The following is a 14,279-nucleotide window of genomic DNA, read 5'->3' on the forward strand; positions in this document are numbered from 1 at the left end:
ACCCGCTGATGATGAAGCTGCTGCAGCTCGACGAGGGTGACTACGAGAAGCTGCCGCAAACCGGGTTCACCGCCGACTACGTGCGCCGGGAGACCAGAAGAGCCGAATAACCTGAGCAAGGTCCCGCGTGGTTGTGGAAAGTCCCGCGTGGCGACAGGTCAGGCCTGGACGACCCAGGGGTCAGCCCTTCGCGGCGGACTGGGCCTGCTGCTCCTGCTCCGGGGTCGCGTTCTCCGGGAAGTGGCAGGCGCTCTGGTGGCCGGGGGCCAGCTGGATCAGCGGCGGCTCGACGGTCTTGCAGATCTCCTGCGCCTTCCAGCAGCGGGTGTGGAACCGGCAGGCCGGCGGCGGGTTGATCGGGCTCGGGACGTCACCCTGCAGCCGGATCCGCTCCCGCTTGGCCTTGCGCTTGGTGTCCGGCACCGGTACTGCGGACAGCAGCGCCACGGTGTACGGGTGCATCGGCTTCTCGTACAGACTGACGCGGTCCGCGAGCTCGACGATCTTGCCGAGGTACATCACCGCGACCCGGTCCGACACGTGCCGGACCACCGACAGGTCGTGCGCGATCATCACGTAGGTCAGGTCGAACTCGTCCTGCAGGTCCTCGAGCAGGTTCACCACCTGTGCCTGGATCGACACGTCCAGCGCGGACACCGGCTCGTCGGCGACGATCAGCTTCGGACGCAGTGCCAGCGTCCGGGCGATCCCGATCCGCTGCCGCTGACCGCCGGAGAACTCGTGCGGGTACCGGTTGTAGTGCTCGGGGCTCAGACCGACCAACTCGAGCAGGTCCTGCACGGCCCGCTTCACTCCGTGCTCGGTCTTGACGTTCTGCAGCCGGAACGGCGCACCGACGATCTTGCCGACCGTGTGCCGCGGGTTCAGCGAGCCGTACGGGTCCTGGAAGATCATCTGGACGTCGCGCCGCAGCGGCCGCATCCGGCCCTCGCCGAGGGTGCTGATGTCGCGGCCCTCGAAGACGATCTTGCCCGCGGTCGGCGTCTCCAGCCGGGTCAGCAACCGGCCGGTCGTGGTCTTGCCGCAGCCCGACTCTCCCACCAGCGACAGCGTTTCACCGCGGGTCACGCTGAAGGTCAGTCCGTCGACGGCCTGCACGGCCCCGGTCTGACGCTGCAGGATCCCCTTGCGGATCGGGAAGTGCTTGACCAGGCCGTCGACCGACAGCAGCTCCTCGCCCATCGCGGGCACGATCGGAGTCTGGTCGGCGTCGGTGTCAGTAGTAGTCACAGTCGTCCCGTTCACAGCTTCGGCTTGATGTCGGTCTCCCACGCCTGCCGGCGGTTCTGCGGGGAGAGGTGGCAGGCGACCAGATGGCCGTCGCCGGTGTCGAGCAGCTCCGGCCGCTCGGTCTCGCTCTGGCCGCCGTTCAGGTGCGCGTAGTTGCAGCGCGGGTTGAACGCGCAGCCCTTCGGCACGTTGATCAGGCTCGGCGGCGTGCCCTTGATCGGGATCAGCCGCTCGGTGCGCTCCCGATCGATCCGCGGCATCGACCCGAGCAGACCCCAGGTGTACGGGTGCTGCGGCCGGTCGAAGATGTCCTCCGCGGTGCCGTACTCGACCGCGCGGCCGGCGTACATCACCTGGATGTCGTCGGCGAGCTCGGCGACCACCCCGAGGTCGTGGGTGATGATGATGACGGCCGAGTTGAACTCGTTCTGCAGGTCCCGGATCAGGTCCAGGATCTGCGCCTGCACGGTCACGTCGAGTGCCGTGGTCGGCTCGTCGGCGATCAGCAGGTCGGGGTCGCAGGACAGCGCCATCGCGATCATCGCGCGCTGCCGCATCCCACCGGAGAACTGGTGCGGGTACGCGTCCACGCGCCGGTCCGGCTGCGGGATACCGACCCGGTCGAGCATCTCGATGGCGTGCTTGCGCGCGACCTGCTTGCTGACGTGGTTGTGCACCCGGTACGCCTCGACGATCTGCTGCCCGACCGTGTAGTACGGGTGCATCGCGGACAGCGGGTCCTGGAAGATCATCGCCATCCGCTTGCCGCGCAGCAGCCGGACCTCTTCACGGGTCGACGACACCAGGTCCTGGCCGTCGAGGAAGATCTGTCCGCTGATCTTCGCCACACCGGGTTTGTGCAGGCCCATGATCGACAGGCTGGTCACGCTCTTGCCGGAGCCGGACTCGCCGACGATGCCGAGTGTCTTGCCGCGCTCCAGCTTGAACGAGACGCCGTCGACCGACTTCACCAGACCGTCGTCGGTCGGGAAGTGCACCTTCAGGTCGCGGACGTCGAGGAACGCCTCACCGCGCTCGATCCGCCGCACCGGTTCGTGGGCAGCTTCCTGGCCGGGTTCCTGGCCCGATTCCTGGCCGGTCTGTTCGATGGATTCACTCACGAGATCCGCACCCTCGGGTCGACGACGGCGTACAGGAGGTCGACGATCAGGTTCGCCAGCACGATGAAGAATGCGGCGACCAGCGTCACCCCGAGCACCTTCGGCAGGTCGTTCGCGCGCAGCGCGATCACGGCGTACTGACCGATACCGGGCAGCGAGAACGTGGTCTCGGTGAGGATCGCACCGCCCATCAGCAGACCGAGGTCGAGGCCGAAGATGGTCAGGATCGGCGTCAGCGCCGACCGCAGCCCGTGTTTCATCACCACGGTCCGTTCGGTCAGTCCCTTGGCACGGGCCGTCCGGACGAAGTCCTCGTTCATCGTCTCGAGCATGCCGGCCCGGGTCAGTCGCGCGTACGCCGCGGCGTACAGGAACGCCAGCGTCACCCAGGGCAGGATCAGGTCGTACGCCCACCACACCGGATTGGTCTCGTCGAGCGGGTTGACACCGCCCTGCTGCGTCCAGCCGAGGCCGTAACTGAAGATCGACAGTGACAGCAGACCGGTGAAGAAGATCGGCAGTGAGACACCGGCCAGCGCCACCGACATCAGTGATCGGTCGAGCACCGACCCGCGTTTCAGGGCCGACACGATCCCGGTCCCGACACCGGTGATGAGCCAGATGAACGCCGCGCCGCCGGCCAGCGAGGCGGTCACCGGTATTCGGGACAGCAGGTCCGGCCAGACCGGTTGCTGGGTCAGGAACGAGTACCCGAAACAGGGCGCGGGGCAGCGCTCGACACCGGCGCCGTAGTCGTAGTCACGACCGACGACCAGCCCTTTCACGAACTCGCCGTACTGCTTGTACAGAGGTTCGGTGAAGCCGAGCCGGACCGCCGTGTTGTGGATCTGCTCCTGCCCCGCGGACTTGCCGACGTAGCGCGATGCCAGGTCGTCGGCGGTCGCGCCGCCCAGCCTGGGCACCAGGAAGAAGATCGAGAACGTGACAGCCGTGACGACGAAGAGCAGGATCACTGCCCCGATCACCCGGCGGACAAGATATGCGAACACCGTGCGCGGCGGGGTGGCCGGCGATCATCGCTGATCACCGGCCACCGTCAGCCTTCACCTACCTCTGCTGGCGATTGTTGATCATGGCAACAGTCATGGACAGGGCCCGGCACCCCGCCCGGAGGCAGGGTGCCCGGCGGCTACTTCTGCGCGAGACCGATGCCCGCGTAGTCGTACATGTTCTGACCGTCGTTGCTGTACACGTTCGCCAGCGTGTCCGGGCGGTACAGCAGGGCCTTGGCCCAGATGCCCGGGAGCACCGCGGCCTGCTCCATGACCTTCTTGTCGACGTCGACCCAGATCTGGTTGCGGGCCGCCTCGTCGGTGGTCGTCAGCGCCTTGTCGATCAGCTGATCGACCTCGGGGATCCGGACGCCCAGGTTGGTGTTACCACCGGCGGCCCGGATCACCCGGCTGTCGACGATCTGGCTGAGGAAGCCGAAGCCGTCCGGCCAGTCCGCACCCCAGCTGTAGACGATCATGCCGAGGTTGTTGGCCTTGGCGTAGTCCGGCTTGCCGGCGTACAGCTTGGTGTAGTCACCGGTCGGGAAGCCCTTCGGGGTCAGCTTGATGCCGACCTTGGCCAGCGACTGCTGCAGCGACTCGGCGACGGCCTTCTCCTTCGGCCGGTCCGCACGGTAGGCGATGTTCGTGCTGAAACCGTTCGGCATGCCGCAGGCCTGGAGTGCGGCCTTGGCCTTGTCCGGGTTGCCGTTCTTGTCCTGCTCGAAGCCGTAGTCGTCGAACTTCTGCGCACCCGCGACCGACGGCGGCATCATGTTCGTCGCGATGTCACCACCGACCGGACCGCCGTACGCACGCTGGTAGCCCTCGTGGTCGGCGGCGTACAGGATCGCCTTGCGGCAGTCCACGTTGTCGAGCGGCTTGACCTCGCTGTTGAACACGGTGAAGTTCAGGCGGGTCGACAGCACGTTGTCGGTGTGCGCCTTCAGCTTCGGGTCGGCCAGCAGCTTGGCCTGGGTCTCGGCGAGCACGCCGGTCCCGGCGATGTCGACGTCCAGGTCTCCTGCCTGCAGCCGGTTGTCGATGTCCGCGCCGTTCACGTTGTAGGCGACGGTGATCTTGTCCGGCAGCGCCTTGCGGCCCGACTCCGGGTCGGTCGACGGGTCGTACTGGTCGTTGCGGACCAGCGTGAAGCCCTTGCTCGCGTCGTTGCTCTCGAACTTGTACGGCCCGGTCGAGATCGGGTGCAGCTGGTACTTCGAGCCGGTGTCCTTGGCCTGCGGCACCGGCGCGGTGGCCGGCAACTGCGCGAAGTAGTCGAAGCCCGCGAACGACTTGTTCAGGTGGAAGACGATGGTCTGGTCGTCGGGCGTCTCGATCGCCTTCGCCAGCTGCGCCATCGACTTGTCCTTGTAGACGCTGTAGCCCTTCGGCACGTCCAGCAGGAAGTCGTTGAAGTACGTCGGGCCGTTCGGCAGCGTCTCCTTGTCCAGCGAGCGCGCGACGGCGTACTTCACGTCCTTGGACGTGACCTCGGTGCCGTCCTCGAACTTGATGCCCTTGCGGATCTTGTAGGTCCAGGTCTTGGCGTCGTCACTCGGCACGCCGGGGGCCTCGGCGAGGTCCGGGACGACCTTGCCGCCCTCCTTGCCGGGGGCCGACTTGAAGACCATCAGCGGCCGCACGTAGTTGCGGGCCAGGTTCCAGGACAGGCCGTAGTAGGTGTCACCGGGGTCCGTGGAGTCCCACTTCTCGGTGATCGCCATCCGGAGCGTGCCGCCCTTTTTGTCACTCGGGTTGAAGATCTTCCCGTTCGCGGCGTCGAACTCGGCTGTGGCCGTGCTCTCGCCGCCGCCCGACCCTCCGGGGGATGCCTTGGGTCCCCCACAGGCCACCAGGCTCAAGGCGACGGCCGCACTGACGGCGGTAACCGTCGTGATGCGATTCCATCTCATCTGTTGTTGCACCCCTTAATGTGTTGAGAGCCAGGCTCCCTGGTTGATGCGAAACGCCTACCGGGACCGCGGATCGAGCGCGTCGCGCAATCCGTCACCGAACAGGTTGAACGCCAGCACGGTCACGAAGATCGCCAAACCGGGCGGGATCATGTACATCGGGTCGACCTGGTACCAGTTCGCCGCGCCGGACAGCATGTCGCCCCAGCTCGCCGTCGGCGGCCGGACCCCGACGCCGAGGTAGGACAACGCCGCCTCGAACAGCACGTTGGTCGGGATCAGCAGGGTCGCGTAGACCAGGATCGGCGCGATCAGGTTCGGCAGCAGCTCGGTGAACAGGATGTACGGCCGGCGCGCCCCGAGGCTGCGGGCCGCGTCGACGAACTCCCGTTCCCGCAGCGACAGCGTCTGGCCGCGGATGATCCGGCCGATGTACGGCCAGCTGAAGAAGCCGATGATGAAGACGATCAGAGCCACCCGGAGCGCGTCGCCCTGCAGGCCGAACATCTTGTCCGGGATGGCGCCGACCAGGGCCAGCGCGAACAGCACCAGCGGGAACGCCAGGAAGATGTCCATCAGCCGGCTGATCAGCGTGTCCACCCAGCCGCCGAAGTAGCCGGCCACGACGCCCATCACGACGCCGATGGTCACCGACACCAGCGTGGCCAGGAACGCGATCAGCAGCGAGATCCGGGCGCCGTACACGATCCGGGCGAAGATGTCGCGGCCGTTCACCGGCTCGATGCCGAACGGGTGGTCCCAGCTGACGCCGCCGAGCTTGCCGATCGGCGTCTGCAGCGACGGGTCGACCAGGTCCTGGTGGAAGTCGTTCGGCGTGACGCCGACGAGTTTGCAGATCACCGGGGCGAAGATGCCGACCAGGATCAGCAGCAGCACGACGGCACCGCCGGCCAGCGCGACCTTGTCCCGCCTCAGCCGCATCCACGAGATCTGCCAGAGCGACCGGCCCTCGATCTTGCCGGCACCTTCGAGAAGTGCCTCCGGCTGGGCCGACGATGCTCCCGGCTCGACCTCGAGTGGCGTGCTCACGCGATGAATTCCCCTGTTTCTGACGAGGGCCTGGTTCGGACGACACGGACCAAATCCGGAATGGCTGCCGCCCCAACCTGCCGCCATTACTGCCCGGAGTCAAACGCGGAAAGTGCTGCGTTGCCCGATCGTGATGCTCAGGAAATCGTCCCGTATCGTGGACAAACGGCAGTAAACCACGGCGTCGCACCCACGGTCGCCGACACTTTGCGAACCGTTACTGCCATGGCATTTTTGTGTCACTTCCGCAGGCCGGAGAAGTACAGGAACGACAACGGATCGAGTGCCGTTGCGAGATTCTCCACATTCTTGCCGCCGACCACTGTGACCCGGCCCTGCCAGCTCGGGATCACCGGCGCCTCTTTCGCGATCACACCTTGTAGCTGACCGATCAGATCGTCGCGCTGCAACCCGTTCTGCTCGGTGCGCTCCTGCTGCAGCAACCGGGCCGCGGCCGCCGACCGGTAGCCGTTCTGGAACGGGGCGTCGGTGACGAACGGCGCCAGGTAGTCGTCCGCGTCCGGATACTCCGGCGTCCACCCGGCCAGGTAGAGGTCGTACGCACCGGCCTTCGTCGCCTGCTGGTACTGCGACCACTCGACGCTGCGCAAGGTCACCCGGAACAACCCGGACGCGTCGAGCTGCCGCTTGAACTCGAGTACTTCGGCCTTCGCGCCGACGCCGTACCGCGTCGGCGTCCAGCCGATCGTCAACGGGACGGGTGCGACGAGCGCGGCGTCCTTGAGCGTCTTCGCCGCGGCTGCCTTGTTCGGCTGCTTGTACTCGGTCCGGAACGCGTCCGTCTGCCCGCCGTAACCGGGTGGCACCAAGGAGTACAGCGGCGACACGTGGTCGGCGTACGCCTTCTTCGCGATCGCCGGGCGGTCGATCAGCTGCGCGACCGCACGCCGTACGGCGGGGTTGCGGGACAGCAGCGACTTCATCTGGAACGCGTACAGGCGGATCTCCGCGGATCCCTTGTCGACGACCTGCACCTGGTCGGACTTGCGCAGCTTGTCGAGCAGCGACGGACCGAACCCGTGGATCGCAAGATCGGCCTTCCCGCCGGTCACCGCCTGATACAGGGCGGTGGAGTCCTTCAGCAGGCTGATCGTCACGCCGTCGTTCTGCGCCGCCCGCGGCCCCCGGTAGCCGGCGAACTTGGTCAGCGTGACCTCAGCCCCCGGTTTGTACCCGGCCAGCTGGTACGGCCCACTGCCCATCGCCTTGTCCTGCAGCAACTGGTTCGCCGGGTACGTCTCCTCGTCGACGATCGACGACGCGGTCGTGGTCAGCAGGTACGGCAGGCGGGCGTCCGGGCCGGTCAGGTTGAACACCGCGGTCAGCTCGTCCGGCGTACTCACCGACTTCACCGAGGAGAACAGTGCGGCCGCTCCCCCGGGCGTCTTCAGCCGGGCCAGCCGGTCGAAGCTGAACTTCACGTCCGACGACGTCAGCTGGTGACCGTTCGGGAAGGTCAGGTTCTCCTTCAGGCTGCAGGTGTACGTCGTCGGCGAGTCGAACTGGCAGTCCGCGGCGTCCGGGACCGGGATCGGCTTGTCCGGCATGATCGTCAGCAGCGTCTGATAGAGGTTCGCCTGGACGGTCCGCGACCCGACGTCATACGGACCGGCCGGGTCCAGCGACGAGATGTGATCGGTCGTCGCGAGCCGCAGCAGCATCAGCTTCGGCGTGGGGTCGCCGGTGTGCGGAGCGTTGTCGTCCGGATCGCCGCAGGCAGCCAGTGACACGGCCAGGGACATCGCCAGCGCCCCGACCCCCACGGCCGCCGACACCCGGCGCACCACCGACCTGCTCACCGCTTCACCCTCCAGCCCCCTCAGCACCAAGTGACGGTAGCGGGTCAACGGAGCAGCGCGCGCAGCGAGTCCGGCGTGAGCGGCTCCAGCGACTTCACCACGAGGCGCCGGGGCGCGTCCGGAATCGTCACCCACTGAGGTACGGCGACCACGTACATGCCGGCCGCCGTACCGGCCTGGGTGCCGGTCATCGAGTCCTCGATCACGACACAGTTCGCCGGGTCGACACCGAGCCGCTCCGCACCGGTCAGGTAGGGCTCCGGGTGCGGCTTGCCGAGGGTCACCTCGTCACCGGCCACGATCACGTCGAACAGGTCCGGCGGCAGGTGGCCGAGCACCGCGTCGATCATCACCCGGTACGACGCCGACACCAGCGCGCAGGGCACCTCCTCCTTGCGCAGCGCGCGCAGCAACTCCAGCGCACCGGGCTGGAAGCTGACCTGTTCGCGCAGCGCGTCGACGACCGCGGAGAACATCTGGTCGGCGAGCTCCTCGGCGCTGATCGCTCCCTCCGGGATCCGCGCCATCCACACCTCGACAGCGTCGCGCAGGTCGCTCCCGATCAAGGTCATGCAGTCCTCGATCGTCCAGGTCGCACCGAGCCCGGCCAGCAGCTCGAGCTGCACCTCCGCCCAGACCTTCTCGGAGTCGACCAACGTCCCGTCCATGTCCCACAGCACCGCTTGCAGGGCCGGCAACTACCGCTCCTCACGTCGTCCACACCGAATCCGACCTGGTCCGGTCCACTCCCATTCTCCCTGGTCGGGCACGACACGTTCCGCCTGGGGTGAAACCAGGCACACCGCCCCGCCCGAACACGTAGGCTGGCAGTCCGGTTTCCGGTGCACCTCCCAGCACCGGATTTGGCGCACAGAAGACGACAGGGGGCCTGCGAGTGGTTGACCTCGCGAACCTGAGGGACCCGGTCGTGATCGCCGCGTTCGAAGGCTGGAACGACGCGGCCGAAGCGGCCACCGGTGCGGTCGACCACCTGATCGACGAGTGGGACGCCGAACTCGTCACGGCGATCGACCCTGAGGACTATTACGACTACCAGGTGAACCGCCCCCGCGTCGGCTTCGACGACGACGGCGTCCGGCGGCTGACCTGGCCGACGACCCGGATCTACCTGGCCCGCCCGGAGGACACCGGCCGGGACGTGGTGCTGATCCGCGGCGTCGAGCCGAACATGCGCTGGCGCGCGTTCTGCCGCGAGCTGCTCGAGATCGTCGACGAGTCGAACGCCGAGCTCGTCGTGGTGCTCGGCGCGCTGCTCGCGGACTCCCCGCACACCCGCCCGATCCCGGTCTCGGCGACCTCGTCCGACCCCGAGCTGAACGTGGCCTGGAGCCTCGAGCCGTCGACGTACGAGGGCCCGACCGGCATCACCGGCGTGTTCGCCGATCTGTGTACGACGCTCGGCGTGCCGGCGGTGTCGATCTGGTCGGCGATCCCGCACTACATCGCGGGCACGCCGTGCCCGAAGGCGTCGCTGGCGTTGCTCACCAAGATCGAGGCGCTGCTCGACCTCGCCATTCCCGAGGGCGAGCTGCCGGAGCTCGCGCGGGCCTGGCAGCGCGGCGCGGACGAGCTCAGCGAGGAGGACCCCGAGGTCGCGGAGTACGTGCACTCGCTCGAGGAGCAGCGCGACACCGCGGACCTCCCGGAGGCTTCCGGTGAGGCGATCGCCGCCGAGTTCGAGCGCTACCTGAAGCGCCGCAACAAGAACCACCCGGGCGAGTAGCTACAGCTCCCGGGCCGCCGTCGCGATCACGTCGTCGAGGACGGCCCGGGACGTGGCGAGGTCCGCGATCATCCGGTCGATGCGTTCCCGCTCGGCCGTCAGCTCGGTCACCAGCTCCGGCGTGGCCCGCTCGTTCGGGCCACCGTCGGGGTCGCGCATGCACGGCAGCAGCTGCGCGATCTTCCTGCTGTGCAGTCCGGCCGCGAACAGCTCCTGGATCAGGATCACCCGGTCGACCGCGCGCTCGGCGTACTCGCGCTGCCCGCCCGCGGTCCGCTCCGACACCAGCAGTCCCTGCGTCTCGTAGTACCGCAGCGACCGGACGCTCACGCCGGTCCGCTGCGCCAGCTCACCGATGCGCACGCCGACCCCCAGGGCTTGAACCTGACATTGATGTCAGACTCTACCGTCCGGGCATGACCTCTCTCTACGAGTACAACCCACTCCCCGAACGTCCCCGCCTGACCTGGCCGGAGGGCAAGCGCGTCGCCTTCTACGTCGGCCTCAACATCGAGCACTTCCTGCCCGGCAAACCGTCCACGAGCATCTGGCCGCTCGACCTCGACCCCGACCCGCTGAACCACGGCTGGCGGGAGTACGGCTCCCGTGTGGGCGTTTGGCGGACCATCGACATCCTCGATCGGTACGGCGTCCGCGCCAGCGCACTGCTCAACTCCGACGTCGTCCGGCACCACCCACAGATCGTCAAGGCCGGTGTCGAGCGCGACTGGGCGTGGCTCGCCCACGGCCGCACGAACTCGGAGCTGCACACCGGGTACGAGCTCGACGCGGAACGCCGCATCCTGACCGAGATCACCGACACCATCGAGAGCGGCACCGGCCGGCGCCCCAAGGGCTGGATGGGCCCGGCGCTCACCGAGACCCACAACACTCCACAGCTGCTGTCCGAGCTCGGCTACCAGTACGTCCTCGACTGGACCAACGACGACCAGCCGTACCGCCTGAACGTCCCCGGCATGCTGAGCGTCCCGTACACCGTCGAGCTCAACGACCTCGGCCTGTTCCTCCGCGGCCTGTCCGGCCCGGACTTCCTGCAGATGGTGAAGGACCAGTACGACGTCCTGCGCGACGACTCCGCCGACACCGGCCGGGTGATGGCGCTGGCGCTGCACCCGTTCGTCATCGGGCAGCCCTTCCGGGCGAAGTACCTGGACCTCGCGCTGCAGTACGTCACCGCGCAGCCGGACGTCTGGGTGACGACGAGTGACGAGATCGCCGCGCACTACGCGGAGGCGTAACCCGGCCGGGTGTGGACCGTTGTTACCAACGGGTTTATTCTCGACCGGACTGCTGGGGGGTGACGGTCCGCCGTCACCGGGAACACGGGGAGCGACGAGATGCGTAAGCGCGACGAGCGAGGCGGAACGTCGGCGCCCGCCCTCGCCGTGCTCGCGCTGCTCGGCATCGTGGCCACGGTCGGCGTCCTCGGCGATCGGCGGGAGTCCGTCGACCTGACCACGCTGGTCGCGTCGACCACCTCGACGACGATCACCACCGCGCCCCTCGACACCCAGCCGTACGCCGGAACCACCGGGCTGGTCGTCCACCCGCGTATCGAGGCCGCGCTCTACGGCGCTCCCGACGCGGACGCGTTCGGCAAGATCGGCCCGACCCAGTTCGGGCCGACCTGGCTGCCCGTCGTGGAACAGACCGACGGCTGGGTCCGCGTACTGCTCCCCTCCAAGCCCAACCGGTCCACCGGCTGGCTCCGCGACGAGGACCTCGACCGGGCCACCTCGCCGTACCTGATCCGGGTGCACACCAGCTCGCGGACGCTCGAGCTGTTCCTGAACAACAAACGCCTGGGCCGCTGGAAGGCGGGTGTCGGCGCGAAGAACACGCCGACCCCGCCCGGGCGGACGTTCTTGCTCGGCTCGATCATCGACCACAAACGCTCCGCCTCACCGATCGTGCTGCCGCTGGGTACGCACAGTCCGACCTTGGACACGTTCGGTGGCGGGCCTGGTACGGTCGCGATCCACGGCTGGCCGGACCCCAAGGTGTTCGGGGCGGCGATCAGCGCCGGCTGCGTCCGGGTGCCGCGCACCGCTCTCGCCCATTTGCAGAAGGTCCCGCTCGGGACGCTCGTCCTGATCGACAGCAAGTAGCGCCGAAGTAGAGGAGAAGTCGCATGCGACAGCTGGCACAACGCCTGACGCCGACCGCACTGACGGCCGCGGCGGTGGCGGGCGTGGTCACGTTCAGCCTCGTCGCGAGTGCCCCCGTCGGCAACGCGGCCGCCCGCCCGTCCTCGGCGTACGCCGTCAGCGCCGAAGGACAGCTGCCGCTCCCGAAGACGCCGTACGCCGAGTCGCCGGACGGCAAGCGCCGCACGACCTCCGCGCTCGAACTGCCGGAGAACCCGCTGATCTCGGTCCGGGCCGGGACGGCGACCGCGGGCAACGACTCGGCCTCGGTCGAGCTGTTCGACATCGTCGTCGGGCCGGACATCCTCGGCCAGGTGACGCTCCCGCCGGAGCTGAAACAGCAGTGCGCCACCTTGCCGAGCACCGGCGCCGACGACCTGCCGTTGCCGGACATCGCGCTGCCCGACCTCGGGCTGCCGCTGCCGCAGCTGAGCACCAACGACCTGCCGGTGAAGAACCTGCCGGACCTGTGCAACCTGCTGCTGAACCCGCCGAAGTCACTGCTCGCCATCGACGCGCTGAACGTCTGGTGCTCCGGCGACGAGGGCGGCATCGACATCGGTGCGCTGACGCTGCTCGGCCAGACGATCAAGGCGCCGACCACCAAGGAAGGTGCGACGCTACCGGCCGCGCCGCTCGCGACCATCACGGTCAACAGCCAGACCAAGCACTCCGACGGCGCGTTCACGATCACCGGTCTGAGCATCAACCTCGGCGGCGGAGCTCAGGTGATCAAACTGGCGTCGGCGACCTGCGCCACGCCGGCCGCGCCCAAGCCGCAGCCGCAGCCGCAGCCGCAGCCGGCGAACGACGCCCCCGCGCAGCTCGAGACGCCGCCGACCGCTCCGGTCCCGACGCCGGTCAAGACGCACCACCCGGTCACCGGCTGATCCTGTGGACAGCCGGGCGCGCCCGGTTGCCAGTGTCCTGAGTCGAACTTCCAGGACGCTAGAGCTTCACACCCAACAGGGCATCACAGGCCTGGGCGACCAGGGCGGGTGCCTCATGGTCGTCGCCCTCGGCCTCGGCCCACGCGTCCACAGCGGCCAACGCGGCGGCGCTGTCCAGGTCGTTGGTGAGCGCCGCCCGTACGGCGTCCACGACCGCTGCGCCGTCCGGACCCGAACCGCGCCCGACCGCACCGCGCCACACGTCGAGCCGCGCCTGGGCGTCGGTCAGATCGGACGGCATCCAGAACCAGTCCGTGCGGTAGTGGTGGGTCAGCAGCGCAAGCCGGATCGCCATCGGGTCCGCGCCGGACTGCCGCTCCTTCGAGACCAGCACCAGGTTGCCCTTGGACTTCGACATCTTTTCGCCGTCCAGACCGACCATCGCCTGGTGCACGTACGCGCGCGCGAACGGATGCTCACCGGTCGCCACCTGCGCACCGCTGGCCGACATCTCGTGGTGCGGGAAGATCAGGTCCGATCCCCCGCCCTGGACGTCGAACGTCATGCCGAGGTACTCCAGCGCGATCGCCGAGCACTCCACGTGCCAGCCCGGTCGCCCGCGGCCCAGCGGCGAGTCCCAGGCCGGCTCCCCCGGTCGCTCGTGCCGCCACAGCAGGCTGTCCAGCGGGTCCCGCTTGCCCTCGCGGTCCGGGTCGCCGCCGCGCTCGGCGAACAGTTCGCGCATCGTTTCGCGGTCGTAGTTCGACACGGTGCCGAACGCCGGGTCCGCCTTCACCGCGAAGTACAGGTCGCCGTCGACGGAGTACACGGCGTCGGCGCGGCGCAGGTCCTCGACCGCGCTCGCGACCAGGTCGATCGACTCGACGACGCCGATGTAGTGGTCCGGCGGGATCACCCGCAGCGCGGTCATGTCGTCCCGGAACAGCTGGATTTCCCGCGCCGCGAGATCGGTCCACTCCACACCGGTCTCGGCCGCGCGCTCGAGCAGCGGGTCGTCGACATCGGTGATGTTCTGGGTGTACGCGACGTCGTACCCGGCGTCCCGCCAGAGGCGGTTGATCAGGTCGAACGTGACGTACGTCGCCGCATGGCCCATGTGCGTCGCGTCGTACGGCGTGATGCCGCACACGTACATCCGCGCGGCCCCGCCGTCGCCCGGCGGAACCTCGACCAGCCCGCGGGACGCGGTGTCGTAGAGGCGTAGCCGCCGGGCCGGACCCGGCACGACCGGGATGTCTGGTTTCGTCCACGCCTGCATGTGTCGGAGCTTATGACAGTCCCGATT

General features: G+C 68.3%; 13 protein-coding genes. 4 read left to right on the forward strand and 9 right to left on the reverse strand.

Annotated elements, in window-relative coordinates; genetic code table 11:
* Positions 1 to 180: 180 nt before the first annotated feature.
* The 7 genes from AB0B82_RS28955 to AB0B82_RS28985 all read right to left on the reverse strand — a co-directional run bounded on the left by AB0B82_RS28955 (position 181) and on the right by AB0B82_RS28985 (position 8,869).
* The gene (locus AB0B82_RS28955; protein WP_360175439.1) at positions 181 to 1,203 is read right to left on the reverse strand and encodes a dipeptide ABC transporter ATP-binding protein; all 1,023 of its coding nucleotides are present in this window, start codon (positions 1,201 to 1,203) and stop codon (positions 181 to 183) included.
* 59 nt (positions 1,204 to 1,262) lie between these two features.
* Positions 1,263 to 2,291 carry an ABC transporter ATP-binding protein gene (locus AB0B82_RS28960; RefSeq protein WP_360175442.1) on the reverse strand — a complete coding sequence of 343 codons (1,029 nt, stop codon included), beginning with the start codon at positions 2,289 to 2,291 and terminating at the stop codon, positions 1,263 to 1,265.
* A gap of 77 nt (positions 2,292 to 2,368) precedes the next feature.
* Entirely contained in the window at positions 2,369 to 3,382 is a 1,014-nt protein-coding gene (locus tag AB0B82_RS28965; RefSeq protein ID WP_360175346.1) for an ABC transporter permease, read from the reverse strand.
* A gap of 140 nt (positions 3,383 to 3,522) precedes the next feature.
* On the reverse strand, positions 3,523 to 5,301 hold the full coding sequence (locus AB0B82_RS28970; RefSeq protein ID WP_360175349.1) for an ABC transporter substrate-binding protein: 1,779 nt from the start codon (positions 5,299 to 5,301) through the stop codon (positions 3,523 to 3,525).
* Between the two features lie 57 nt (positions 5,302 to 5,358).
* Positions 5,359 to 6,351, reverse strand: a complete 993-nt coding sequence (locus AB0B82_RS28975; protein ID WP_360175352.1) for an ABC transporter permease — start codon at positions 6,349 to 6,351, stop codon at positions 5,359 to 5,361.
* Positions 6,352 to 6,590: 239 nt separating this feature from the next.
* On the reverse strand, positions 6,591 to 8,171 hold the full coding sequence (locus AB0B82_RS28980; RefSeq protein WP_360175355.1) for an ABC transporter substrate-binding protein: 1,581 nt from the start codon (positions 8,169 to 8,171) through the stop codon (positions 6,591 to 6,593).
* A gap of 44 nt (positions 8,172 to 8,215) precedes the next feature.
* Positions 8,216 to 8,869, reverse strand: coding sequence for an HAD family phosphatase (locus AB0B82_RS28985; protein ID WP_360175358.1), 654 nt, complete (start codon positions 8,867 to 8,869; stop codon positions 8,216 to 8,218).
* Between the two features lie 197 nt (positions 8,870 to 9,066).
* On the opposite strand from AB0B82_RS28985, the gene AB0B82_RS28990 reads away from it, so the two are divergent.
* Positions 9,067 to 9,915 carry a PAC2 family protein gene (locus AB0B82_RS28990; protein ID WP_360175361.1) on the forward strand — a complete coding sequence of 283 codons (849 nt, stop codon included), beginning with the start codon at positions 9,067 to 9,069 and terminating at the stop codon, positions 9,913 to 9,915.
* Here AB0B82_RS28990 and AB0B82_RS28995 read toward each other — a convergent pair whose 3' ends face one another.
* Positions 9,916 to 10,278, reverse strand: coding sequence for a MerR family transcriptional regulator (locus AB0B82_RS28995; RefSeq protein ID WP_360175364.1), 363 nt, complete (start codon positions 10,276 to 10,278; stop codon positions 9,916 to 9,918). It abuts the gene before it with no gap.
* 53 nt (positions 10,279 to 10,331) lie between these two features.
* Between AB0B82_RS28995 and AB0B82_RS29000 the strand changes: the two genes are divergently transcribed.
* The 3 genes from AB0B82_RS29000 (at position 10,332) to AB0B82_RS29010 (ending at position 12,973) form a co-directional block, all read left to right on the forward strand.
* Positions 10,332 to 11,174: a polysaccharide deacetylase family protein gene (locus tag AB0B82_RS29000; RefSeq protein ID WP_360175367.1), complete on the forward strand. Its 843-nt coding sequence runs from the start codon at positions 10,332 to 10,334 to the stop codon at positions 11,172 to 11,174.
* Positions 11,175 to 11,273: 99 nt separating this feature from the next.
* Positions 11,274 to 12,044: a L,D-transpeptidase gene (locus tag AB0B82_RS29005; RefSeq protein WP_360175370.1), complete on the forward strand. Its 771-nt coding sequence runs from the start codon at positions 11,274 to 11,276 to the stop codon at positions 12,042 to 12,044.
* A 23-nt stretch (positions 12,045 to 12,067) separates the two neighbouring features.
* A complete protein-coding gene (locus AB0B82_RS29010) occupies positions 12,068 to 12,973 on the forward strand; it encodes a hypothetical protein (protein ID WP_360175373.1) in 906 nt (301 codons plus the stop codon).
* Between the two features lie 58 nt (positions 12,974 to 13,031).
* Here the strand turns inward: AB0B82_RS29010 and mshC are convergent, their stop codons facing one another.
* On the reverse strand, positions 13,032 to 14,252 hold the full coding sequence (gene mshC, locus AB0B82_RS29015) for a cysteine--1-D-myo-inosityl 2-amino-2-deoxy-alpha-D-glucopyranoside ligase (RefSeq protein WP_360175376.1): 1,221 nt from the start codon (positions 14,250 to 14,252) through the stop codon (positions 13,032 to 13,034).
* Positions 14,253 to 14,279 lie beyond the last annotated feature (27 nt).

Origin of the sequence: Kribbella sp. NPDC048915, from assembly GCF_040649595.1 — a bacterium.
Classification (GTDB): Bacteria; Actinomycetota; Actinomycetes; order Propionibacteriales; family Kribbellaceae; genus Kribbella.